Raw genomic sequence first — 24,345 nt, forward strand, 5'->3', positions numbered from 1 at the left:
TAGTTTAGCTGCATATGCTTTCCTGTGCTACGATTATTCGGCAAACAATCGGTTTGGGAAAGGGATGCCGCAGTGGCTGAATCTTCAAAAAGTGCCGAGAAGGACGTCAAAAGTAGCATTGATGGACGCAATGCCTGGTATCCGGCAAAGCAGCGCGATCAGTTCATTTTGCGTCAGCTTGTGAGCAAGGACTTCAAACTGAAATACCGCCGCAGTGTGCTGGGTGTGGTGTGGTCGGTTTTGAATCCGCTTTTGATGATGATTGTTATGGCGGTAGTCTTCTCTACATTTTTGGGTAATCGAGCGGCAGATGTGGTTAACTATCCGCTCTATCTTATTTTGGGAAATACGGCATTTCAGCTGATGAGTGATGCCACCACGATGGGCATGCGCTCAATCATCGACGCTTCCAGTCTTCTTAAAAAGGTGCGCATTAATCGCCTTGTCTTCCCCGTGCAAAAGGTGCTTTTTGCTGTGGTAAACTATGCGTTCTCGCTTATTGCCGTTGCGGTGGTTATGGTAGTCTTTCAAATACCGCTTACGGCGTATGCACTGCTTATGCCTGTGGCGCTGCTGCTTTTAGCGCTGTTTTGTGTGGGAGTTTCGCTTTTGCTCTCCGCGCTAGCAGTCTTTTTCCGCGACATTATTCACCTGTGGAGCGTAGTTGTGACCGCATGGATGTATGGCACACCGCTCTTTTACTCGGTAAATATCATGTCTCCCTGGATGTTGCAGGTCGAGCGCTTCAACCCTATGTATCATTATGTCACCTTCATCCGGGATTGCCTGTTGTTCCAGCAGCTGCCTTCCCGCGGCACCGTCATGGGTTGCGTGGTAGCCGCCTTTGCTGCGCTTATTGTGGGGTATGCGGTGTTTCGCCATCTCGAGAAGCGCTTCATATTGTTCATTTAAGGGCGTTTTGTGTAATGGTATCGGCTTATGTAGGGGCGCTAGTCGTTAGTAACGCTTCTTGCCATAAGCGTTGTGCCATAAGCGCTAACTACAGCTTAAAGCGTGTGATATGAAAGAAAAAATGGAGCGGCGGACGGGACTCGAACCCGCAACAGTCAGCTTGGAAGGCTGATGCTCTACCAATTGAACTACCGCCGCATAGAGCAAAACGTACAAAAGCTGGTCGGGGTGACTGGATTCGAACCAGCGACCCACTGCTCCCAAAGCAGTTGCGCTACCAAGCTGCGCTACACCCCGAGCCGAAAGAAAAGTATAGGGGAGTCTGTCGTTTGCAGCAATGCTCAATTTGAAATTTGACAGTGAAATTCATGTTTTCATTTTGTTTCAACTTGGTAAGAAGGGCAATCTTCTCGCCAAGCAGACGTATCCTGTTAAAGACACTAATGAAGGGAGCACTATGAGCTATTCCGAGAAGATTATTGCTGAGCTGGAGGAGCGCTATGCTGACCAGCCGGAATTCATTCAGGCGGCGCGCGAGGTCTTGACGACAATTCAACCCGCTCTTGACGCGCATCCCGAGTTTGAACGAGCGTCACTGCTTGAGCGTTTGGTTGAGCCCGAGCGTATCATCGTGTTCCGTGTTCCTTGGGTTGATGACGCTGGGACGGTTCAGGTCAACCGGGGGTATCGTATTGAATTCAATTCAGCAATCGGACCGTATAAGGGCGGGCTGCGCTTGCACCCCTCCGTCAACCTTTCAATCCTAAAATTCCTTGGGTTTGAGCAGATTTTCAAAAACTCTCTGACCACGCTTCCTATGGGCGGCGGCAAGGGAGGTTCTGACTTTGATCCCAAGGGTAAGTCCGATCGAGAAGTGATGGCGTTTTGTCAGTCGTTCATGACGGAACTCTGCCGCCATATTGGTCCTGACACCGATGTTCCAGCCGGTGATATTGGTACGGGCGCGCGCGAGATTGGCTATATGTTTGGCCAATATAAGCGCCTGCGCAACGAATGGTCCGGTGTACTGACCGGCAAAGGACTTTCGTTTGGCGGTTCTCTTGCCCGCACGGAAGCAACCGGATACGGCGCGGTTTATTTCCTTACACATATGCTTGCCGAGAAGAACGAGTCGCTTGACGGCAAGACGGTCTGCATTTCAGGTTCCGGAAACGTTGCCATTTATGCTGCTCAGAAGGCTCAACAGCTGGGCGCTCACGTCATTACCGTTTCCGATTCTTCCGGTTATGTGTACGATCCTGAAGGCATTGACATTGAGCTTTTGAAAGATGTTAAAGAAGTCCGCCGCGCTCGTATCAAGGAGTACGCGGAAGCTCGTCCAAACGCCGTATATCATGAAGGTCAGCGTCCATGGGGCGAGAAGTGCGATATCGCCATGCCTTGCGCCACGCAAAACGAGCTTGAGCTTACAGACGCTCAAAAACTGATTTCCGGCGGTACGCGTTTTGTGGTTGAAGGCGCCAACATGCCTACAACGCTTGAAGCTACCAACTGTCTGGTGGAACATGGCGTCTTTTTCGCGCCCGGAAAGGCGGCTAATGCTGGCGGCGTGTCCGTTTCCGGTCTTGAGATGTCCCAAAACGCCGAGCATCTTTCGTGGACCTTTGATGAGGTTGATTCTAAGCTTCAGGATATTATGGCAAATATTTACGCTGCCGCTTCTGAAGCTGCCGAGAAGTACGGACACCCCGGCAACCTTATCTTTGGCGCTAATATTGCGGGCTTCTTGAAAGTTGCTGACGCCATGATGGCGCAGGGCGTGTGTTAGACGTTCGTTGGTGTTCTGAAAGCGTGCGATGAATTATTTTGATACGTAAGGATTTCCTGCAATGGAAAACCTCCTGAGCGCATCGGCGTTTTTACTGATGCCGATGCGCGGCGTTGCGAGAATGTGCTCGTTGGCATAAAGGGGACCGACAGAGAGCACAAGGGGAGCGTTATGAAGATCATGACCGTAGAGTGCGCAATCAATGCTGAGAGCAGCGCAAACCTTGCCAGGACCATTGGTGAGATTGCGGTCACGTAAGAAATGTTTATGGACTTTCTTGCTTTCACGAAGTGCGCGCATTACATCAATTCCTGAGATCGGCTCAACAGCGCGGATAAGGACACCGGCACCGTGAGCGTTGTTGCCACAGACTACATTGCAGCAGAAATGCATGCCGTATGAAAGATAGACGTAGAGATGGCCGGCTGGTCCGTACATAGCGGCGTTACGCTCGGTTTTGCCGCCAAAGGCGTGGCTGGCGGGGTCACTCTCATCATAGGCTTCGGTTTCAACAATACGCGCGACCAGCACGTGTTTCTCGCCAGCATAGGTGACAGTGCGTGTAAATAGACAACCGAGCAATCTTTGCGCGACGTCATCAGCTGGGCCATCCAGAAAGTCGGGAAACATGAATACCGCCAAACAAGAGATGTATCGTTTGCTGACATTCTAGAGCGTTTTGCTTTTTTGATAAAACTGAGAAGCTTAGGGGCGTGCTGAGAATAGTGAAAAATCAAGCGGTTTGAAAAATTAAAAATGAAGTGATGCAGTTTATTTTCAAAAATGTTAACACATTACCCAGTTGCATACAATTGAGGAACTTCTTGAAAAGATGATATTTTTGTTACGCCGTAGACACTTCTATAATCTGCGCTAAAGGCTTCCAAAGCGCTTTGGAAGCCTAATATTCGTCTTGGTAGGGAATTAACCCACGAGATAAATTTTACGGCTTCTTCTGGCTTTATAGAGCCAAGGTTTGAACTCTTTTTAAAGCCTGCTCTACGTAGAAGGCCGTTACAATTTTCGTTACTTCCTCTTTCTGAACTGCAATAAGGATGAGCATAGTAGATATGGGTTCTCTTTTCATCTTTAAGACAGGATCTTTCCATACTTTCCCAGTCGGAAAATTCACTTCCATTATCAAAAGTGATTGTTTTGAATACATTACTAAAGGTTTCTCCAAAATACCTTTCAAGTGCATCAAGGCAATGGGGAGTCTCATATTTCTTTCTTGAGTTAACACGCATAGCAATAACATATCGTGTTTTACGCTCAAGAAGGGTTAGATAGGAAACTTTTGTGTTGGAGGATCCAACAATAAGATCTCCCTCCCAATGTCCCCATTCCTTTCTATCAAGAACCTTTTTCGGACGCTCTTCAATAGACTTGCCACGTAAGTTGCGATGAGACTGTCTATATCTTCTCGCTGCTCGTCTTTTCTGTGATCCACGTCTCGGAAGATCATCTTCGTTGATTGAGAGAACGCCATTTTTAATATAGGAATATAGTGTTGGAACGCTTACTATTGTCGAAATGAGTTTCTTTCTTTTAGCGTAGCCTAGTGCAGCTGCTGGAGACCAGTGATTGTTTTTGATTAAGGTCTCGAGTTGGTGAGCAGAGGCCATATCTTTTCCTATTTTTAGAGCGCATCCTTTTGCACTTGATCTTCGAATAGACATCATTTGAGCATAGTCGGCTTTATAAACAAGATTTATTGTGAGAAATCGGCTATCTATTTGCTCACAGCTTCCGCGTGCTATTTCTCTTTGTATTGTGCAACGAGCGCGGCCGAGTTTACGTGCTATTCCTGAAATAGTATTACCGTCAGCTAATTCAACTTCGATAACGAATCTTTCAAGCTCATTAAGATACTTACCCGCTCTTGTCATGCAATCCTCCTTATATAATGAAAGGTAGTAAAGACTTATGGTATGCAATAAGGAGAAACTATGTCTAAAAGCAGCAATCCTAAAAGAGACCTTAGAATCTTTATTTCATTTGCTCTTTATTTACTTGGGATAGCATCGTTTTTTATCTTTTTGGAGCTAGAGAGACAAAGCGGTTTTGGGATCATAACATGGAAAATGCCCGATGGAAGCATTGGTGGAATAGAACTAACAGTAACTCTTGCTTTTTGTATAACTGTGATTTCTTTAGTTGTGTTTCTTGTGAGTATGTTTCAGGAATGGCGATCAGGTGTGTTCAAGAAAACGAATTGGTCTTAGTCACATTTATGAATGGATTACAACATAGGAATTGTCTTAACTGCAATACGGAGTAATACATGAAATCTAAGACTTTTAGACTTGAAGAAACAAGTATTGAACAGTTGAAAGAGATTGTAGTAACGCAACAAATTACTCAATCAGATGCAATACGTTTTGCAATACAAAAAGGATATGATGCAATACAAAATGAAATACAAGAAAAAGATACATATATAACCCAGAAGTGTTATCAAGATGTTGATTGGCAAGCTTTGTATTTTGATGAAAAAGAGAAAAATGAGAAACTAGCCAACAAGCTTCTTGAGGTTACTGACAAAGTTACGGATAGTCTTAAGGCATCGCAGATATTACAAGCTATGGATAAACCGGCAATTGAAGATTCTATACAAAAAAGAGAGCACATTTGGTGGCAATTCTGGAAACATTGAGCTTACAGTAAATTCAAAAATGATAAAGTATGAGGTTTTAAGTTTCCAACAGTGAACCGTGTGCTACGAGCTTGTGTGATGGCTCTACGCACACGACTATTGAAAACTTAAGATTTAGAAATGCAGACTGCATCATCAGAGAAGATGTTGAAAACACATCATAGGGCTACACTACATCAGTGTGTATACAAATTTGGATGTAGTAGCAAGTATCGTACTTTGTATACACAACTTCGTTTTGTGTATACAAAGTACACTTGTCCAGGAAGTTAAAAGCGACTTCCTTCCTCCTCGTAATATCTCGTCGAAAACAGTTCTTCGCCTTTTGGCTCATTCTGTTTTGCGGGGGAGGCCCCGCGCCCCTAAAGCTGTGATAAGCTTCAATCAAACCGAATAAAGCAAGGTTTGACAACTCCACATCAGTCGAACCGATATCAAGAGAAAGGCCAACTATGACCTCTAGGAAAAAAGCGGTAAGGCACAGTAATCTACATGTCCGTCTTACTGCGTCTGAAAAAGAAGCGATTATTATAAAGGCATCAGACTATGGAATGTCAGCTTCATCTTATATGAGATTTCTTGCGCAACTGCCAATATCTTTATTAGGCACTTCTGATGACAAAGATGCGACTATTGTGATTGATTCGACTACCTGGAAAAAACTTCTGATTGAATCGAGGCGTTGGGGATCAAATTACAATCAAGGAGTTAGAGCACTCAACGTTATTGGAGCGCGGTATGGAAATCCTCCAAGAGATGCTAAAAGAGCGGAAGAAGTTGTTCGATATGCCGCAGAGGCGCTTCAGTATTTAAAAAATGCCAAAGAGGGTATGGAGGAGCTTTTAAAGATAGTAGAAAAGCTTGAAGATAGAGTACTTTTGAAAGCTGATTTACCTGACTCGAGACAAAAATAATTATGCCCTATGTAAAACCAATATCAGGGCATACCTCCTGTCGTTTCGTACAAGAATACTTAGAAAAAAATGGGCGTGCACTCGCTCGTGACTTTCTTGAGCTTGAGGAGAACGATTCTCGCACAGGTATGAGCTGGTCGGCACAAATGGATGAGACGCGTGAAGTTTACGGCAATGATCGCTCTGTTAATGGAGGCAAAGTAAGAACGTATAACCATTATGTGCTTTCACCAGATCCTAAAGATAATATTTCGCTTGAAGAACTTAGAACATATACAACAGAATGGGCTTCAAAAGCATTTCCCGGATACCAAATTGCAATTATTTATCACAACGACTCAAATGAGCGCTTAAAAAACGGTGAGAGAGGGATTTTGCACGCTCACCTTATCGTTAATAATACAAATCTAAATAGTGGTAGAAGGCTCGCACCGTGGCTTACCCCTACCAGAGTCCGTGATATTTCAAGACTTGCTCAAGATATGGCAAAAAAGCGTGGATGGAAAGCATTTGACTGGGAAAAAACAACAGAAGAAAAAAGCGCTCTTCGAGGGTTTTCCGTTGAAAGAAAAGAATCAAGAACTAAAACTTATAAAAGAGGTGTGACACGTCAGGATAATTACTACACACGCTCTGAGCTTGCCGTACTAAAAGATAGAGGTTGGTCTTGGAAAGAAGACCTTAGAGCACGTATTCGTATAGCAAGAGAGCTTTCATGCACAGAACGAGAGTTTATGGATGCTCTTAGGGAGCTAGGAGTAAAGCTTGGACGTACAAAAAAGGGCGACTATCTTTACACACATATTACTCATAACACCTGGTGTGCCGGAGGAATGACTCTTGGAAAGCAATATAGCCGAAATGTAGTGATTGAGAGATTGAATGAAGCGGATTCTCAACGGATTAAAGAAAAGGACCAGAAAAGGGTTTCTGAGGAAAGACGAGCGATAACTCTTGTTTCTTTAGAGTATTTTGCAATAGATAAGATGCGAACAATCGGGTGGCTTGCATGTGATGGAACAACTACCTTAAAGGATGTTGCCGATATGCTGCAAACTAACAGAGAATTCAATATTGTTCATACAAGTGATTATAAGAGTGCTTTAAAAGGTCTGAATCAGGGTTCTTCGGATTATATAAGAGTCGACAGAGCAATGAAGGTGGCAGAAAAGATTAACCTTCGCGATGAAGTACCAGAAAGTTCCTATAAAAAAGAAGATATAGGTAAACCTCAGCTAAGAAAACAAAAGCAGATCACCCTGAGATCAATATCAAAAAAACAAAGCACATATGATGCTCAAAAAACACAGAGAAAAGTAGCTCAGAAGGATACGAGACAAGATAAGGACAGGAGACAAAGATAACTATGAGGATTGTCGTATATTACCTTGAGGGAAAAGTAAGTGAGTTTAACACAGAAACCTTTACTACAATGGAGCCTTTTGCTAGCGAGGGAGAAGGAGGCAACATCACATCTGAATTTGATTTGCGTCTTGATCTTTTAGAGCAACAAGGTCTTGTGCTGGAAGTTTATTGGTATTCAACTGTTGTTGATCAATATACGACAGCGACAAAAGACGGCGAATCCAATCGGACAGTTTACTACGCTGGGCGTGAACCTGGTCGTTTTGTGCGACTTGTTTCTGCTGAGGAACTCTTAGGAGTAGCAAAGATAAGCGTGGACGGAGAAAAAGTTGTGTTTAGACAGGGTGGTGAAATGATAAATGCTATTAAGTTTGCTAACCAAGAGGTTCAATGTTACTCAGATGCGGTGACGACAAGTATGAACGAGAAGGCTGTAAGGTTATTTGACTATTTGAGACGTGCTTATCCGTTAGACACCGATGAGGAAATTTGCCAAAGATTTGGTTATTCCCTTAAAGCTTTAGAGAAGGCCAAAACGGAAGAAGCTGCTCAAGAGCAAGAACAAAATCAAACAGAGAAAGCGACAGAGTCTTTACAGGAGAAAGCCATAGGAGGTCTTACGTATTTAGAGAATTTGAAAGAATTAGAAGAAACTGATATATACTAATTACTGATAAGAACAAGTGTTTGGGAGAATCAAATGGCAGCGATGATTGTAATTGTCATAAATCTATTAATACCACTCATTAAGTGGGGTTTTATAATTATGCTATTTCCCGTAACACTTCCTTGGCTTTTGTTTCGTAAATGGTGCCAGGCAAAATATCCAGAGATTTGGCAAGAGGACAACTAAAGGAGACAAGATGGTAGAGACAGAAGACCTTCCTTGGAGCTTCACGGTAACCTTTGATGAGAAAAAGGCTCAAAAGAACGGCTATACCACAGATGAGCTATACGACTATGTAAATGAAAGTATCTCCCAGTATGACGTAGAACGCCTTAGCTACAACAAATGGCATGCAAGATTAGGACAAGAAGATCAATTGTTCGCACAATATCGAGCTTTAGAGGAGCTCTCAAAAGATCCGGTGGTTATGAAAAATATCTCCTCAATAACATTCTTTGAGGAAGAACGAATACCTTTTGATCTTATAGAGATTCTTAGAAGACACAATCCAGAACGTATTTATGGCTAACTTTAACCCTATGGAAACTTCACGCAAAGCCTTCCATTTTGATCTTAATATTGAAAAGCTTAAATGCCACTATCCTGGAGACACTCCAAGCGCTTACAAACGCGCCTGGAGTGAAATAAGATCCTTTATGCAGGACAAGGGTTTTGTACATACACAGTATTCAGGATATGAGTCGCTAGACACCCTTGCTGTCTATGAGGCTGCCAAAGTAATTAAGGAATTACAGGAAAAATTTCCATGGTTTGTACAGTGTGCTCAAGCGGCTACCCTTACAAATATTGGGAAAACGCACGATGTTCTTAAACTTCTGAGAGAAGATGCACATTCTACCCAAATCTACCAAGAAAAACCTGTGCGAGTATCGTTAAGAGAAGAAGGAAAGAACATGAGAGCTGCTTCTAGAGGCATTAATGAAAAAGGTTCTCATACCTATATAAAATCTGAACAAAGTTTTGATTCACGAGATTAAATTTAGATAAGGCAACATAAAAATAGGGTGTTATCTAGAAAGATAACACCCAAAGAGGTATCGCAGTGACTAATTGCGATATATAGTAATTATACAGCAAAAATAAGGTCGCTCACAATATAAAACACAAGAAAAAACGGGAGATATCTCCTTTTTAGCATACTACCGTAATATGTTGGATTGTTCTTGTCGGACTCCACTTAGTCTTTTGGCGGCAGTAATACTTTGAGTACCTTCTTTATGCAGAGAGCTCCCATTTTTGTTGTTCTTAATAACCTGGGACGAAGAGGCGAATTTTCGGACAGCTTCACGTCTTGCTTGAAGAGCGTCAGAAAGCTCCTGAGCTGATACTGTTTCCGTTCCCTCATCGTCTACGATGAAATTCCCCTTTGATTTATTATCGTCTGCGCTATCAGGATGCTCCCAATGGCCACGCGACCAATGTAGTTTAACTTCCCAAGTTGCTCCATGAGAGTTTTGAGATGGCAGGATAACACTATAGTAACCAGGGTCATTTTCGTAAGACTTAAGCTGTGCTGGACTACAAAATAAAGCCATTCCAGAAGGGTTAAATCTACCCGTTAGTGTATCCATTTCAGGCATATGAGGAGGCAATTTGATAACTACTCGCTCTTCTCCTTCTTTTGTAGTGAAATGATGAAGGTAAGCGTATTTTTTAGGAATACTAAGTACGATCCCATTAAAGGTTCTATCGGAACTCTTTTCTTGTGTGCTCATGGTAATTCCTTTCTTCTTACTAGATCTATCCTCCCAAGATATCTTTTGCCCAAGCACCGCTTTTAATTAGGCCAATTAAAAGCACCACATCAACAGATAGCATCTTTAGTACCGTTATAAGAAAACCAGACGTATTTGACCAGGTAAACTCAGTTGACTGAGTTCCTACGATTGCCCCAAGAATAAAGGGAAAGGCCAGCAGAGTGAAGAGCATAATCGACCCTGCGAGCGCAACTGCTAAGAAGTTCTTAAAGAAGTTAACTCCCCATTGCCTTGTTTCATCAATCCCAAGAAAAGATGCTGGAAGTGGTGAGAAAGCCGCCATAACATAAAGTTGGATTGCTCGTGCATAGGAGAGTGCAAGCGCCACTACATAAGCACCCATAGCAATAACATAAGCGAAAATAGACATTAAAATTGCAGCAAAGAGATCAGCGTAAGAAACATCCGAATAGCTTTCGGGTTTTATTATCTTAAGTTCTGCGTCTGTACCTCCAGAACTGTATTTAAGAAATGCCTTACTAATGCCATTTACCAGCTGATATATACCCGCACAAAGTTCATCAATATGATTGATAAGCCATATAAATATAGCGATAGTTACAAATAAGGTTAGAATTTCTTTTATAGCCGGGAGTGTTCCGTTTGAATCCATTCGACCTGATATCTTGATGAGTTGAATTAATACTACAAATGTGAGTACACCACAGCCGATTGGCTTTACAATGCCATTTGAGATATCTGACGCGTACTGAAGTAGAGTAGATCCTCCTGAAGCGTTGCCAGCTAAGAGATTGTTCCAATCAGCCGTAAGTGGACTGGAAGCGCCCATTTCTTTTACCATTGAAAAGCAGCCTGTGAGGAGACCGTTTACACAGCCCGCGAGAAGCCCTTTAAACCAATTATCGATACTCTCGAGAACATCGTCCCATGGCCATGCCCACGCTACCGTAGGAAAACAGATAATACAAAATATGAATATAGCAATGAAGACGATAGCGAGAGATCTCAAGGTTCTGTTTCGTCTTTTTAAAATCCGGCGTTTCATTGTTGTGGCGTCCTCCCGTCAGTGAAGGAAATGGTGTTGTCGTTTCTGTTCCACATCAGCGTAAGTCGACTTGAGCGAACATCATTGAGATCAAATGTTAGTTGCACGATGTTCGTTTCGTAATTCCAGATAATTACGGGTTTGAGAGTAATTGAGGTTGTACTTGGATAGTTTTTACGAACTTGTTCATCTACTGCCTTTAGGATGACGTCGGTCTCATCTGCTCCGAGCTGATTCTTTATTTCATCAGAAATGCCCTCGACTGCAATATTTTCTTGTAATCTTTTTGCAGTAAATGACATTTTTGTTCCAAAGGCATCTGTTGTCATTACAAGGTCTATTCCATCCTCTTCTGAACGAGGAACCCTTTGAACTGAAATGAGTTTGGTAGCATCGTTCTCAAAAAGTATTGAAGCAGTGGTAGGAGCGGCATCATCAGAAGCTTGTGTAGTATCCCCGGAAATAGATGCTCCTGAAAGTGCAGAAAGAGCATAAGTTCCTGTTTTTTCTTCTACTCCGTTGCGAATAACGGTATAGTTGCCATCTTGAGAGAACTTAAGTGATACTGCACCATCTTGAGATACCCAAATATATGAGGCAAGACTTAAAGAAAACTCCTTCTCGTCCACTTTGTATCGTGAGATTAGTTCATTTTGCTTGGAGGTTAACTTTTCTTGCCCTTTTGAGGCTTCATCATTTTCTCTACTGGTACTTTGAGACTCTTCTAGATGATGTTTTGTGACTTGGTTACATCGAACAACAGAAAAGGCTATGAAGCCAGTAATGACTGCAACAAGAACTAAGACGGTTAGTCTATGTGAATGTAGATAGTCAGGTAAATACACAGAGTCTCCTTTCTATGAACTAAGATTAAGACCAAAAATCCATCCCCATTTAGGAGTAGCTGCGCCACCATAGCAGCTGAGCCATGATGAAAGGGGAGTATCGCGTACTTGTCCAAGCACATTTTCACGTACCGTATTGTTTCCTATATAAATGCAGACGTGGCCATAGCGCCGCGCATCAGCAGTACTGTTATGTGTTGGGACGGCAATAATCATTCCCGGTTTAAGATCTTCGAGGTTTGACGAATGACACCAGGCGTAATACATATCGCACGCATTGCCATATGGGCAAGAAAAGCCCGCTTTTGTCCATACTTGACTAACATACATGGCACAAAGCCCTGGACCTGGAGAAGGGGTGTTATAGGCAGCATTAATAATGGCTTTTTGACGACTACTTAAAGAACCATCTGATACAGTGCCAGATACACTAGTTGATGAGCGCCTAAAATCTTCTACAGTCATGGTATCAAAGCGTCTTAAATCATACTGATCCATAACTGATTTCAAGCTAGTTACATAAGCAGAAGATGTTGCCCAGCCTGCGGATTTTAAACCCTCTGCCATCTTGTCTGAATCGTGGTTAGCTATGGCTTGCATGATTGCTGGATTAGATGAATAACGAGAGGACTGAAGAAACACACGAGAACGGAAAATTATACAATCACGATGACTTTTAAAGCGGGTGAAAGAATCCATGATTGTTATTTGTTCTCCTCCATATTCCTCGCCAGTCTGCCAATTAGAATATCCAGCAACCTCTGGACAATCAGCAAAACTTCCAGCCCATTTCATTCCGAATAAATTAAAGTCACGGGTAGCAAGCCCAGACATATGATCTCCCAGCCCAGATTCCACAATAATTTGCGCTATGGTACATCCAGCGGGATGACCATATTTAGCCTGAGCTTCAAGTGCGGCTTCTACCATATCGGCAGTGATATAAGGTGGAAGGCCTTCAACTCCTTTTGTGGAATTTGAAGCATTCGCTCCAGCAAAACCTCCGAAGATAATGACAGCTGTGATGATAAAGAAAAAGACAACCATAACAGGCAAAGTCATTCCTCCGGCCGCAATTGCGCTAACGAAACTTCCCCCTCCTTTTGCTGTTGCTCTCACCTTTTTTATAGTCAGGATATCCGTCTTTGCATTAGCAACTTTATTTGTTGTTGAGACTGCTTTTGTTTTATTTGAAATTCTTGTAGTGGCGTGAATACGGCGTTGTTGGCTAAAGGCCTGATAGTTTTTATAGAAGCGTTTCATACGATGTGTTGTCTCGTAAAGCTTGTCAGCTTCGTCACACTCGTCAGACTGTGAGAATATATTGGCACCGATTTGACGTACAACCTGTCCAACACTTGGATCTTGTTGATGCATCTCGGAGAGTGCTTTGAGTCGTTGACCCTTGCTAGCGCTAAGCGCTACTACTATATCCTCACCATGTGCATCATAAGGTATGCCTTTTGATTTTGCGAGGTAGGAGGTCATACCTACAGCGCCTAAAAGTGAGTACGTTTGAGCTCCGGCATCCCCCTGACCTTCTTCTGCTCTTTGGGCGATACTAATTGCTCTAAGTTTTGCTCCCTCAGAAAGTACGCTCTTAAGAGGATCTTTAGGGCTCTGAGAAGCTTGCACAATACCTGCGCTTAATGCCGTAGTGCGACCAGAAAAAGTCAGATCTTTTGAGCGTTCTCTTCTTTCATCGCTTCCGGATACGAGAGATGATGATGAGACATTCAAAGTTGTTTTGATACCGTCAAAGTTAGCCATCATTGTCCCTTGCTGCCTCAAGAGCTGCTTTGCGGATTTCATCCTCTACATCATTAGGATCAGTGGAAAATATTTCGTAAAGGCTGTTATTTTTAGGAAAATCTCCAATTATGGGAACACGTGCACTACCGGCAATGAGAAGACCACTGCCCTTATCGCAAGTTTCATCTATAGTTCCTTCTTCTTGGGCAGAAAGCCCCAAAAGCTCAACCCACGCGCTACGGTCTATTGGGCTTTGTTTAAGAAGCATAATAAAGTCTGCGTTAAGAACGATGTTTCTTGCGGCCGGTTCTTCCAGCATAGATACGGCATTTTGTGTTATTCCAGTTAAAAGTCCGCCAAATTTACGAGCTTCGTTTGCAAAACGGCTGAAGTAATTAAGTACCGTTGGATATTTGAAAAGTGATTGAATCTCTTCAATGTAGATCCAGGTTCGCATCCCTTTCTCAAAATTACGGTACATTTGGTTACGCGTCGCTTCACATGCGTTAATTAATGTAAACACCAACATAGAGTCGGGAAGGTCTTTGATGTTAATATCAATTATCCTTCCAGACCAATCGACATTACTTGCATTATTAAAGAAAGACATAGGACCACGTACAAAACGTTCGTAACGCAAGGCAATAGTCTTTGCGCGTTCTTCAGGCTGCTCGAGAAGAATAGTGTAAAAGTCTTCCAACAGAGGTTCTTTATCGCCACGCTTTTTTGCATGAAGAAACGCCTGTTCAACTGCTCTTGTGATGATTGATTGTTCGCCTTCATCAAGGCCTTGTCCATTTTCTGCGGAGCTTGCGGCAGCCTGAGCAAGCATTGCATCAATCTTAAATGCGATTTGACTTTCTATACTTTGCCCATTAAGTGTCGATAGGTCGAATGGATTCAAACGGGTTGTAGAATCAACGGCAAATCGTATCTCTGTTCCTGCAAGATGCTCAGTGAGCATTCTGTATTCTCCTGCACGATCAAAAATGATCACTTGATCTCTAGGATTAGTAAGATAGGTACTCTCTATTTCCTGTTTTACAAAGAAACTTTTTCCAGAGCCAGTTTTACCACAGATGAACCCTACAGGTGAAGCAAGCTTCTTTCGGTTGCATATTACTAAGTTAGAGGAGTTTTTATTTTGCCCACAGTAATTTCCTCCGGACATGTCTAGTTCCTGAGTAGCAAACGGCATGAAAATAGCAACTTGAGCTGTTGTGAAATAGCGCGAGATAGTGACATCGTTTCTACCAAGCTGAAGAATGCTATTAAGTCCTTCTCTTTGTCGATAATCCAGAGTCTGTATCTCAATAGAGCTTCTTCTAGCTGTTGAGATTATTTGAATTACTCTGTCATCTAGCTCTGCCTTTGTGTCTGCGTAGGTATAGATGAGACCTGTAAACTGGAAAAGCCTTTGGTTTTTGTTTTGGAGATGGTCTAAGAGATCTTCGGCTTCTTCTTTTGAGTATTTAAGCTCTTGAGGAATGATAGTAAAGTCATATCCTTTTGAAAGTGCTCTTCGCTGTTCATCGATGATTTCTTTATCAATCCACGCACTTCTAAGTTTAACGAAATCTCGAGCCTTTCCTTTATCCATAGCCTGAACAAACCATGTTGCAGCCATAGGGATGGGTAAATCTACAATATCCGAAAGCGCCCGGTCATTTAGCTCAGATCCAAACCGTCTCATTACAAGTACTTGACACCATTTACCATCACTCTTAAAGCAGCTCATATCTCCTTCTGGTTTGAAGTCAAGAACGCTGGGAGCGATACAGTCTTTAGTGGTAAGTCCAGAAGTGAGATTAATGTCTTCGTCATAAGAGAAGGACAAACGCTGCTCAGGACATAGCAAAGAATGAACAAGCTGTAAGCGGCTTTCTCCGTCTAATTGGGTTGCAGAACATCCAATCTTTTGAAGCTCACTTGAGATGTCATTTCTAATTCTTGCAAGGGTCGAAACAGCAGCGTCAACTGAAGGAGCTGCTATGGAGTAGGTTATATAGCGTTCTCTGTGAATGTTACTAACCCCTTCACGCATCTTATCGTTAAGTATGGAATTGAATACCTTTGCATCCTTAGCGGCAATATCGTCGTTATTCTTATCTTCAATATCAAAGAAATTACGGTTTCCTATGTCCTCACGTAAAAGGGGCGTATTAACTACACCGATTTGAACGAGCGTTTCTGCACCAAAGTAATCCATCATCCCAGACCAAATATTAAAAACATCTTTTTGACGATCTTCTCTAGCTGATTGATAGCTAATATCCGGAAAAGCTAACGTTTGAGAATAGAGGCCATCTTCAAGCTCGCATATGCCATCTTTATACATACGGTTATAGCCAATGTAAGAGAGGACATCTTTAGCGTGACAACGTGCTTCACGTTTTGCTTTTGTCTTTTTAGTTAATTCTTTGTCGCGTTCTTTGAGCTGCTGAGCAATTGTTTTTTTCTTAGTAATCTTTTTCTCTGCTTTTTTCTCACGTTTAATTTTTGCGAGGAAGCTTTTAAACTCTCGCTTTGCATCTTTTAGTTCTTTGGAAGAAAGCTTTTCTCCTAGCATAGCCTTCATGCCAGGCAATGATGCGGCAAAGCCTTTAATGGCACTCATATCATTTGTTGGATGAGCTTCTTTGAGCTCTTTGGAAGAACTCATATATTCTCCTTCCCTAAATTGATATGTTTTTCTGGTTCATATGCCTCAATGGCACGCAAGCGAATTATTCTTCGGTAGTCTTTAGAGATTCTTGTGCGTTCTTTTTTGGCAGTGGAAAAGGCTCTATATGGTGTACTAATCAAATGAAGGCGATTGTTCGAGAAGTTGTGTATCAACCACAGCGGTATAAACTTTTCAGCCTTCATACCCTTAGGTCTCCAGAAACCGGCCATCCATATAGGAAGAGCTACTGTAAAAATTGCATACATAGAATAATCTGTGGAAATACCTAAGATAAACCATGAGTATGCCCCTATAGTAAGAGCTGATATCAATGCGAGAGCGGTACATACGAGAGAGCGTATAGTAAGTTTTCCTACTATTTTTGGTTCATACTCACCAATGTCTTTATGAACAGCGACGCTTAGCATCTTAGCCCATCCAAGAGGTGTCAAGTGAGCCAAACCAAACTCCAGCAGCAGCAACGATTGCGCCTCCAGCAATCATTGCTATAGCTCCTGCAAGTTGGCCACCACCTCCAGTAGAGCCATCTTTAATTGCAAGCCCAAGCTGAATAAGTCCAAAGATTGAAACGGCGGCACCTAGGAATGTCACGCCTCCTGAAAGAAGGTTCAAAATCTTAGTTAGAGATTGCACTCCAGTCATAATTAATTTCTCCTATCATCGTTGAATGTCTGTTTGCATGGTCTGCTACTATGTCTTGCGAGGGTCTTTGCGACCTTCTCTTGATATTGGTGGCGGTATCTAAAAGTCGAGTGGAGTCGATGTTTGGATCTTTAGGCACATTGCGTGCACCGCCGCCCATCTTAATTCCCTTCTTTATTAGCCTCCTTTCTGTATTGATTGAAATCAAAAGGACAGTCGTAAACTGCACCTTTATGTCCAGGATCGATAAAACGGTAACGTTTGTGTCGCTCAAGAGGATATTTTTTATCTTTTAAAGGGTCAGTTCCTGCTATCAGGACAAGTGCCTGGTCGCGTGGAAGCTTTCCTACTTCAGCAGCGTCCATAAGAGCTCTCGACTGCCGTTGAAAGTTCTTTGTATGACTGGATTGTTTTCCATATGATTGGTTAAAGGTAAGCTGATCAATAGTCTGTTGTCCCATTGCATCAGAAAGTGCCTTATTTGTTTCGTTGCTTTTTCCGCCCAAAAAAAGCAAAGTGTCACAGCAATCTTGGATAACCTTTGATGTTGCTTCGTCATAGCGCGCAGAAAGCTGTGAGAGAGATTGTAGGAGAATCATAATGAAAATATTCCTACTGCGTGCAACTGCAATAGTGCGGTCAATGTCCGGTAAAGTTCCAATATTGGCAAACTCATCGAGAATAAATTGAACCGGTTGTGGCAGACGGCCATTATAGATATCTAAGGCGCGGTCACATAAAATATTAACGGCTTGCCATACTAAAATCGCAGTAATAAAGGAAAAGGTTCTATCAGTATCTGAGGTAATGACATATAAAATTGTCTTTTGATCGGCATCTCCTAGATGATCAAGATAAAGCTCGTCTGATCCTCCAAGCATTTCTTGAAGCTCAGAGATGTCTAGTGCTTCAAGTCTTGCTAAGCAAGAAATAATAATTGACTTGAGCGTTTTTCCAGCACCGGTTTTGAATTCTTTGTATTTTGCCAATGCAAAATCCTGGTCTGGCCGAAGGCCGCCAGTTTCACCTGGTTTTACACCTGTTCGATTATTTACGAGTAGACTTGGCTGCCAAGACCAGGATTCACAACAAGAAGACGGACGAAGACCACGATGCTTTTCGTCATAAGTGTCTTCGTTTTCTTTCGTGGATGTCATGACATAACGTTTGCCTGTTTCAATCTGTTGAAAGAGAAGATCTAGAGGACTTTTAAAATCTTCATCATCTTCTTTTACTTGAGCAAGAGATAGAAGGTAGACAAGGGAGGGGAGATTATAGTCTTCTTCAGGCATCCAATCTCGTAAAAACGCTATAAGTGAGTGGTATAAAAGGCGCTCGGCTTTATCCCAGAATGGGTCTCCTGTAGAATTCTTTTTACCTTCGGTATTGTTCATAAGGCAAGTTGTAAAGGATAGGATTTGAGCGTCCGTTCGCACATAATGCAATGGGTTGTATTTATTGGATTGTGAAAAATTTCTCGTATTAATGGATCGAATGTTGTAACCCTCTCTTGCAAAAAGATGGCCGGTTTCTAAAAGTCCTGTTCCCTTGGGGTCAAATACCACATACGATGAGTTCAGCTGTAGTAAATTTGGTTTTACAACATAACGTGTTTTGCCTGAGCCCGAACCTCCAACAACTAAAACATTGAGGTTTCTGTCATGCTGAAGGTCAAATTTTTTCCTATGTATACGAAGGCCAAAGTGTTGTGTTAAGAGGACATTATTGTCAGCATTTTTTGTATCCATAAAAGCTTTGCCTTGAGCAATAGACCCCCATTTTGCGCTGCCGTGCTCTTCTCCATGGCGAAAGCTCTTTGGGCGTGAAAGACAGATTCCAAAAACCATCCAGATAGTTAAAAATCCAATACTTGCTCCGCTTAAAGCAAATGGGGAGGTATCAAATAAGATAGGTGAGGATAGAAGTTCTGGAATTATTTGCTCATAGGCAAAAAGAAGACCATCAAAGAGCTTCGTTTGCATGGCCACAAGTGCTCCAAGCCTCATTCCAAAATAGGCTGCAACAAGAGAGATAACAAATGTTATTAAGATGGCCTTCTTCACGATTCTTCCTATCTTGTTATTTTTTGCTCTTGTGCTCGATGGAAAGAACGGATTTTGAGTGTAGATGCTTCTCCATCAAGGTTGGCAGAAGCCTTCCTACACCTTTCTCCTTCGGTATGTAAACGAGGACTTCTTTCTCTTGCTCGGATGGATTTTCTTATTTCGCCACTTATAGGCAGACGATCAAAATCTTCTTGGCGAATAACTACGGTGTTATCTGTTGCATGAGCTTCGATTCCGTATTCGGCTGAAAGTCGGCAAAATTCAATGGCTTCATTTGAGCTTTTAAAATCAATCTTTTCAATTAAACTATTTCTGGTATTAACAGAAACTTTATGTTGCTCAAATTCTTCGTTGTCGAAACGCTGCACAACAGCTCTTGCTATCTTCCCGGAACGAAGTTCTTGTAACATTTGGCGACCTACATCTTCTCCAAAATCAGACATGCTATGACACCTCCTCATTGAGGCTAAGTTCATACGCATCAAGACGCTTTTTTAAATGCGCAGCCATAATTTCGCCTTTGTTTTTTGCGTCTTGTTTCTCTTCTTCTGACAGTTGTTTACTAATCATCTTTTTCCCGAATTGAATCATGTGGTTTGTATATCTTTTTGTGAGAGCAGCATATGACGGGTCTTTTGCCATAAGTTCTCTGGATAACTTGTCTCTTCTTTCCTTCTCAGCTTGTTCTTTAGTAATTTGCACAAGAATTGGGTGAGTTTTTGCTTTCTTGCCTGCATACCACAAAAGACCATCGGATTCATGAAGCCAATCGCTTAGTTGCTTTGCATATCTGGGCGTTTCGTTTCGCATTCGGTATTCTTGAGCATATTTTTTGTATGCCCACTCGATTTGTTCAGGGGTGTAGCCATTTCTGAGACGGTTTTCATATTCTTTTTTAGTATGGTCAACATCTTGTGTACGAACAGGTTTGATGGAAAGTTCACAAAGTTTTTCAAACTCCCTCATCATGGGAGCTTGCTGAGATGATAAATTTTTAGCGTTTGATGGAGGGGGTAAGGGGGAGGAAGATTCTTTTAGTACTTTATTCTCTTTAGTATTTATTTGTGTCGGATTATCCGTATCTGGATTAACCATATCCGGATTTTCCCGATATGGACGTTTAACTGCTGGTTTTTTCTTTAAATTTGTTTTTTCTATCTGTGGAGCATCATAGATATGATAGATGGTTCGACCAAGACGACCGTTTTGTTTTCTACCTCGTTCTCTTAGCAAATATCCATGATTTTCAAGTTCAGCAAGGATTGCATAAAGTGCATCTTTAGATTGTCCATGGATGGGAGTTGTTTTTCCATTAGCATCAATTGGATTGATTATTTTGAGTAGGCCAGCGATAGAGTAGTCCCAGTTATCTGGAAGAGATAACATTGTACAAAGAAGTCCTTTTGCCCTGAGAGATAGGTTTCGATCGCGAAATACGTTATTAGAGATGATTGAAAAGCCGATAGAGCGGCTATGAATTTTTACCTCAGGAACAGTAGTCATGTGATACCTCTCGTTTGGATGTATCACTTCAAGCTTTAATTCGCAAAAAATCAAGCGGTTTTATACTTCTCGCGGGCAAGCTATCGGATGTTTGCTATTATTTCAAGGCTACGTGAATTTTGCGGGCGTGGCGGAATTGGCAGACGCGCTAGATTTAGGTTCTAGTGGACTGAGTCCATGGGGGTTCGATTCCCTCCGCCCGCACCATGGGCAGATTGGAAAACCGCTGGTATATCCAGCATGTATAAGTTCGAGACACTGGAGGAACGTTGAATATCACCGTTACCGCTGACAAGCCAAAAGATCAGAAGCTTGCCGTTAAGGTCACTATTCCTGCTGCAGACGTTGACGCTGCGGTCAAGCAGGCTTACAAAGACATCGCTTACAAATATTCCTTCCAGGGTTTCCGCAAGGGTAAGGCCCCGCGTCCCGTTATCGACAGCATCGTTGGTCGCGAGGCTGTCCTTGCGCAAGCAACCAATGATCTTCTTGGTACAGCAGAACCCCAAGTACTCGAAGAGCTCGATCTTGTCCCCATCGGACAGGGCGATTATGGCAAGGACGACAATCTTGCGAATGAAGGCAAAGATTACACCTACGAGGTGACGTTCAACGTGCGTCCCGATGCGCAGCTTGATTCATACGACGCGCCGGCTATCACCATGCCTCCCGAAGAGGCAACCGAAGCCGAAATTGACCGTCAGATCAAGACGCTTTTGAGCTATCAGACCACCTTTGAGAATACAAAGGAGAAACGCGCCGCTAAAGAGGGCGATGTCGTTTCCCTTGATATTGAAAATATTGAAGGCGCTGCTCACATGGCAGGCGAAGGCCGCACTATTACGCTTAACGGTACTCAGATCCCCGAGGAGTTCCAGAAGGAACTCATTGGCATGAAGCCGGGCGAAGAAAAGGAGATTAAGTGGACTCACAGCCACACGCATGGCGATGAGGTTCACTCTCATGATTACGACATCAAGGTTACGTTTGTCGCTCATAAGAAAGCGGTTACGCCAGAGCTGACCGATGAGTTCGCCAAGAAGAACTTTGGTTTTGACACCGTGGAAAAACTTCGCGACGCTGTCAAAGAGGAGATTGAAGCCGACAAGAAGAATTCTCTTCCGACGCTTAAGGAAGACCGTGTTGTTGAAGAGATGGGCAAGCGCCTGCAGCTTGATGAGGTTCCCGCCGAGTACAAAAACGAGATCTTCAATGAGATTGCTCAGGAGTTCCTCAATAACCTGCAGCGTCAGGGAGCAACCCTTGATATGTTCCTTGCTGCCCGCGGTATTAAGACCGATGACTTTATTAAAGACCTTCAGGAGCAGGCAGATGAGCGTGCTCGTCAATCCCTGGCTCTTGATGCGATTGCTTGCAATCAGGATATCAAGGCCACTAATGACGATGTTCGCGCCGAGTTCGAGAAGGCGGGCGTTAAGGATGTCGAGAAGACCATTGAGGAGTGGCGCAGCGCTGGCCGTCTTCCGGCAATTCGTGAGTCTATCCGTCGTTCCAAGGCGCTTGACTGGCTTCGCGACAACGCTCAGGTTACCGTAAAAGATGAGATTGCCGAGCAGGATGCCGAGGCTGCAAAGGGCAAGAAGGCCGAGAAGAAGACTACCGCAAAAAAGGAGAAGGCTGTCAAGAAAGATAAGGATGCCCAGGAGCCTGCGAAAGACGCTGAGTAACACGGCGTAAAACTTTAGTTGATTTCTATACCCCGGGATAGAACATACTATCTCGGGGTATCCTTGTAAAGACTGATATAACAAGGAGGATGTATGAACTTTCCAACTGATACCCCGCTCATTCCGTACGTTATTGAGCAGACTCCGCGCGGTGAGCGCAGCTACGACATTTACTCCCGCCTGCTGAACGACCGCATCGTGTTTCTTGGTGAGCCTGTGACACGCGATTCTGCAAACCTTGTGATTGCGCAGCTTTTGCATCTTGAGAGTCAAGATCCCGATAAGGACATCTCGCTCTACATTGACTCTCCTGGCGGAGACGTCTATGCGGGTCTTGGTATCCTTGATACGATGAATTTTATCAAGCCTGATGTTTCGACTATCTGCGTTGGTATGGCCGCTTCAATGGCCGCCGTTCTTCTTGCCGCTGGCGCGAAGGGCAAGCGTCTGGCGCTTCCGAATTCCATGGTCCTTATCCACCAGCCGTCAAGCGGTGTTCAGGGGCAGCAGACCGACATTCAGATTATCGCCGATGAGACAAAATGGATTCGCCAACATCTTAATGAGGTGCTCTCAGAGTATACCGGCCAGCCGCTTGAGAAGATTAACGTCGATACCGAGCGCGATAATTACATGCGTGCCCAGGAGGCGGCTGAATACGGTCTTGTAGACCGCGTTATTTCTTCCCGTAGCGATCAATCAAAGGCTGAGTAAGGGACTACGGTAATGTCTAAAAAGCAGAGTTTTCCCTTTGACGACCAAGAAATGCGCTGTACCTTCTGTGGCAAAAGTCGCAGCCAGGTCAATAAGCTCATTCAAGGTCCTGACGGCGTGTGCATCTGCGATGAATGCGTGCGTACCTGCAGTGATATGATCAACGACTCGTTTGAGCTCGAAATGGAAGAGGCTGAACTTGCCGATTCCACAGATGAGCCTCCTATCAAAAATCTTCCTACGCCGCATGAAATTTATAACGAGCTTTCGCAGTATGTTATGGGTCAGGAAGACGCTAAGCGCGCCATGTCCGTCGCGGTGTATAACCACTATCGCCGTATCCTTTCGGGCAATGATGAGCCCTCAGAGGACGATGAGGACGTAGAGATCGCGAAGTCTAACATTTTGCTGCTTGGTCCCACCGGTACCGGCAAGACCTTGCTCGCTCAGACGCTCGCTCGTTTTCTGGAAGTTCCTTTTGCCATTGCCGACGCTACTACGCTTACGGAAGCCGGCTATGTCGGCGAGGATGTTGAGAACATTCTTTTGAAGCTCATCACGGCGGCTGATGGAAACGTTGAACGTGCGCAGGTTGGTATCGTCTATATCGACGAGATCGACAAGATTGCCCGTAAGGCGGAAAACCTTTCCATTACGCGAGACGTCTCCGGTGAGGGAGTCCAGCAGGCTCTCTTGAAGATTCTGGAGGGAACTGAAGCAAGCGTGCCTCCAACAGGTGGCCGCAAGCATCCCCAACAGGAGCTTATTCACATTGATACTACGAATATTCTCTTTATCTGTGGCGGCGCCTTTGTCGGTCTGGATAAGATTATTGCGGATCGTATCGGCAAAAAGGGGATTGGCTTCAACTCCGATGTTGCAGACCGTTTTAAGCAGGGAGAGTCTGAGCTTATCGCTAAGGTGATGCCCCAGGATCTGCATAAGTTCGGCATGATTCCCGAGCTGCTGGGCCGCATTCCCGTCATCACATCTACACGCGAGCTCAATGAGGATGATCTTGTGAGCATTCTTACTGAGCCGAAAAACGCACTGGTCAAGCAGTATCGGCGCATGTTTGATCTTGAAGGCGTCGACCTTGAATTTACCGATGACGCTCTGCGCGAAATCGCCCGGAAGGCGCTCGAGCGCGGAACCGGCGCCCGCGGTTTGCGCGCTATCTGCGAATCAACGCTTCAGGAAACTATGTTTGATTTGCCGTCCGATTTGGATATTACGCGCGTTGTTGTGACGCCAGAAAGCGTTGGTGGCGAGAAGTCCCCTGAGCTGGTAAAAGGAAAAAAGGGGAGTCGAAACTAACAAGCCGTGAGTGAAATTGATGCCCGTCAGTGAAATCAGCGGGCA

Annotated in this window: 23 protein-coding genes and 3 tRNA genes; 13 read left to right on the plus strand and 13 right to left on the minus strand. The window is 43.6% G+C overall.

Annotated elements, in window-relative coordinates:
* Nucleotides 1-72: 72 nt before the first annotated feature.
* A complete protein-coding gene (locus tag QM016_RS00270; RefSeq protein WP_016477115.1) occupies nt 73-912 on the plus strand; it encodes an ABC transporter permease in 840 nt (279 codons plus the stop codon).
* A 122-nt stretch (nt 913-1,034) separates the two neighbouring features.
* Here the strand turns inward: QM016_RS00270 and QM016_RS00275 are convergent.
* Together QM016_RS00275 and QM016_RS00280 are read right to left on the minus strand one after the other, a co-directional pair.
* Nucleotides 1,035-1,110: transfer RNA gene (locus tag QM016_RS00275), tRNA-Gly, on the minus strand.
* Nucleotides 1,111-1,132: 22 nt separating this feature from the next.
* Nucleotides 1,133-1,209 (minus strand) — tRNA-Pro (locus QM016_RS00280).
* Between the two features lie 160 nt (nt 1,210-1,369).
* Between QM016_RS00280 and gdhA the strand changes: the two genes are divergently transcribed.
* Entirely contained in the window at nt 1,370-2,701 is a 1,332-nt protein-coding gene (gdhA, locus tag QM016_RS00285; RefSeq protein ID WP_282709745.1) for an NADP-specific glutamate dehydrogenase, read from the plus strand.
* 33 nt (nt 2,702-2,734) lie between these two features.
* On the opposite strand, the gene QM016_RS00290 is transcribed toward gdhA, so the two are convergent.
* Nucleotides 2,735-3,331: a DNA-3-methyladenine glycosylase gene (locus QM016_RS00290; protein WP_016477113.1), complete on the minus strand. Its 597-nt coding sequence runs from the start codon at nt 3,329-3,331 to the stop codon at nt 2,735-2,737.
* Between the two features lie 164 nt (nt 3,332-3,495).
* Nucleotides 3,496-4,590 (minus strand): IS30 family transposase, encoded by a 1,095-nt coding sequence (locus QM016_RS00295; RefSeq protein ID WP_282709746.1) that lies wholly within the window; start codon nt 4,588-4,590, stop codon nt 3,496-3,498.
* A 60-nt stretch (nt 4,591-4,650) separates the two neighbouring features.
* On the opposite strand from QM016_RS00295, the gene QM016_RS00300 reads away from it, so the two are divergent.
* The 7 genes from QM016_RS00300 (at nt 4,651) to QM016_RS00330 (ending at nt 9,301) form a co-directional block, all read left to right on the plus strand.
* Nucleotides 4,651-4,926 (plus strand): hypothetical protein, encoded by a 276-nt coding sequence (locus QM016_RS00300; protein ID WP_282709747.1) that lies wholly within the window; start codon nt 4,651-4,653, stop codon nt 4,924-4,926.
* Between the two features lie 59 nt (nt 4,927-4,985).
* Nucleotides 4,986-5,357 (plus strand): hypothetical protein, encoded by a 372-nt coding sequence (locus tag QM016_RS00305; RefSeq protein WP_282709749.1) that lies wholly within the window; start codon nt 4,986-4,988, stop codon nt 5,355-5,357.
* Nucleotides 5,358-5,809: 452 nt separating this feature from the next.
* Nucleotides 5,810-6,271: a hypothetical protein gene (locus QM016_RS00310; RefSeq protein WP_282709750.1), complete on the plus strand. Its 462-nt coding sequence runs from the start codon at nt 5,810-5,812 to the stop codon at nt 6,269-6,271.
* A 2-nt stretch (nt 6,272-6,273) separates the two neighbouring features.
* Nucleotides 6,274-7,635: a relaxase/mobilization nuclease domain-containing protein gene (locus QM016_RS00315; protein ID WP_282709752.1), complete on the plus strand. Its 1,362-nt coding sequence runs from the start codon at nt 6,274-6,276 to the stop codon at nt 7,633-7,635.
* Nucleotides 7,636-7,637: 2 nt separating this feature from the next.
* Nucleotides 7,638-8,303: a hypothetical protein gene (locus tag QM016_RS00320; protein ID WP_282709753.1), complete on the plus strand. Its 666-nt coding sequence runs from the start codon at nt 7,638-7,640 to the stop codon at nt 8,301-8,303.
* Nucleotides 8,304-8,499: 196 nt separating this feature from the next.
* Nucleotides 8,500-8,832, plus strand: coding sequence for a hypothetical protein (locus QM016_RS00325; protein WP_282709754.1), 333 nt, complete (start codon nt 8,500-8,502; stop codon nt 8,830-8,832).
* On the plus strand, nt 8,825-9,301 hold the full coding sequence (locus tag QM016_RS00330; protein WP_282709755.1) for a hypothetical protein: 477 nt from the start codon (nt 8,825-8,827) through the stop codon (nt 9,299-9,301). Before QM016_RS00325 ends, QM016_RS00330 begins: the two co-directional genes overlap by 8 nt.
* A 162-nt stretch (nt 9,302-9,463) precedes the next feature.
* Here QM016_RS00330 and QM016_RS00335 read toward each other — a convergent pair whose 3' ends face one another.
* From QM016_RS00335 to QM016_RS00375, 9 genes are all read right to left on the minus strand, one after another.
* Complete coding sequence (locus tag QM016_RS00335; RefSeq protein WP_282709756.1) at nt 9,464-10,039, minus strand: hypothetical protein; 576 nt, start codon at nt 10,037-10,039, stop codon at nt 9,464-9,466.
* Nucleotides 10,040-10,064: 25 nt separating this feature from the next.
* On the minus strand, nt 10,065-11,087 hold the full coding sequence (locus QM016_RS00340) for a hypothetical protein (RefSeq protein WP_282709757.1): 1,023 nt from the start codon (nt 11,085-11,087) through the stop codon (nt 10,065-10,067).
* Nucleotides 11,084-11,932 carry a hypothetical protein gene (locus QM016_RS00345; RefSeq protein WP_282709758.1) on the minus strand — a complete coding sequence of 283 codons (849 nt, stop codon included), beginning with the start codon at nt 11,930-11,932 and terminating at the stop codon, nt 11,084-11,086. Before QM016_RS00345 ends, QM016_RS00340 begins: the two co-directional genes overlap by 4 nt.
* 12 nt (nt 11,933-11,944) lie before the next feature.
* A complete protein-coding gene (locus QM016_RS00350) occupies nt 11,945-13,702 on the minus strand; it encodes a glucosaminidase domain-containing protein (RefSeq protein WP_282709759.1) in 1,758 nt (585 codons plus the stop codon).
* Nucleotides 13,695-16,346 carry a VirB4-like conjugal transfer ATPase, CD1110 family gene (locus tag QM016_RS00355; RefSeq protein WP_282709760.1) on the minus strand — a complete coding sequence of 884 codons (2,652 nt, stop codon included), beginning with the start codon at nt 16,344-16,346 and terminating at the stop codon, nt 13,695-13,697. Before QM016_RS00355 ends, QM016_RS00350 begins: the two co-directional genes overlap by 8 nt.
* A gap of 432 nt (nt 16,347-16,778) precedes the next feature.
* A complete protein-coding gene (locus QM016_RS00360) occupies nt 16,779-17,012 on the minus strand; it encodes a hypothetical protein (RefSeq protein WP_282709761.1) in 234 nt (77 codons plus the stop codon).
* A gap of 161 nt (nt 17,013-17,173) precedes the next feature.
* The gene (locus QM016_RS00365; protein WP_282709762.1) at nt 17,174-19,075 is read right to left on the minus strand and encodes a VirD4-like conjugal transfer protein, CD1115 family; all 1,902 of its coding nucleotides are present in this window, start codon (nt 19,073-19,075) and stop codon (nt 17,174-17,176) included.
* 8 nt (nt 19,076-19,083) lie between these two features.
* Nucleotides 19,084-19,521 carry a hypothetical protein gene (locus tag QM016_RS00370; protein WP_282709763.1) on the minus strand — a complete coding sequence of 146 codons (438 nt, stop codon included), beginning with the start codon at nt 19,519-19,521 and terminating at the stop codon, nt 19,084-19,086.
* 1 nt (nt 19,522) lies between these two features.
* Nucleotides 19,523-20,581 (minus strand): hypothetical protein, encoded by a 1,059-nt coding sequence (locus QM016_RS00375; RefSeq protein WP_282709764.1) that lies wholly within the window; start codon nt 20,579-20,581, stop codon nt 19,523-19,525.
* Between the two features lie 121 nt (nt 20,582-20,702).
* On the opposite strand from QM016_RS00375, the gene QM016_RS00380 reads away from it, so the two are divergent.
* The 4 genes from QM016_RS00380 to clpX all read left to right on the plus strand — a co-directional run bounded on the left by QM016_RS00380 (nt 20,703) and on the right by clpX (nt 24,300).
* A tRNA-Leu gene (locus tag QM016_RS00380) sits at nt 20,703-20,788 on the plus strand.
* 62 nt (nt 20,789-20,850) lie between these two features.
* Complete coding sequence (gene tig / locus QM016_RS00385) at nt 20,851-22,269, plus strand: trigger factor (RefSeq protein ID WP_282709765.1); 1,419 nt, start codon at nt 20,851-20,853, stop codon at nt 22,267-22,269.
* Nucleotides 22,270-22,362: 93 nt separating this feature from the next.
* Nucleotides 22,363-22,983, plus strand: a complete 621-nt coding sequence (locus tag QM016_RS00390; RefSeq protein ID WP_016477111.1) for an ATP-dependent Clp protease proteolytic subunit — start codon at nt 22,363-22,365, stop codon at nt 22,981-22,983.
* A 12-nt stretch (nt 22,984-22,995) separates the two neighbouring features.
* A complete protein-coding gene (clpX, locus tag QM016_RS00395) occupies nt 22,996-24,300 on the plus strand; it encodes an ATP-dependent Clp protease ATP-binding subunit ClpX (RefSeq protein WP_016477110.1) in 1,305 nt (434 codons plus the stop codon).
* Nucleotides 24,301-24,345 lie beyond the last annotated feature (45 nt).

It is taken from the genome of Lancefieldella sp. Marseille-Q7238 (assembly GCF_949152215.1).
Taxonomy (GTDB): Bacteria; Actinomycetota; Coriobacteriia; order Coriobacteriales; family Atopobiaceae; genus Lancefieldella.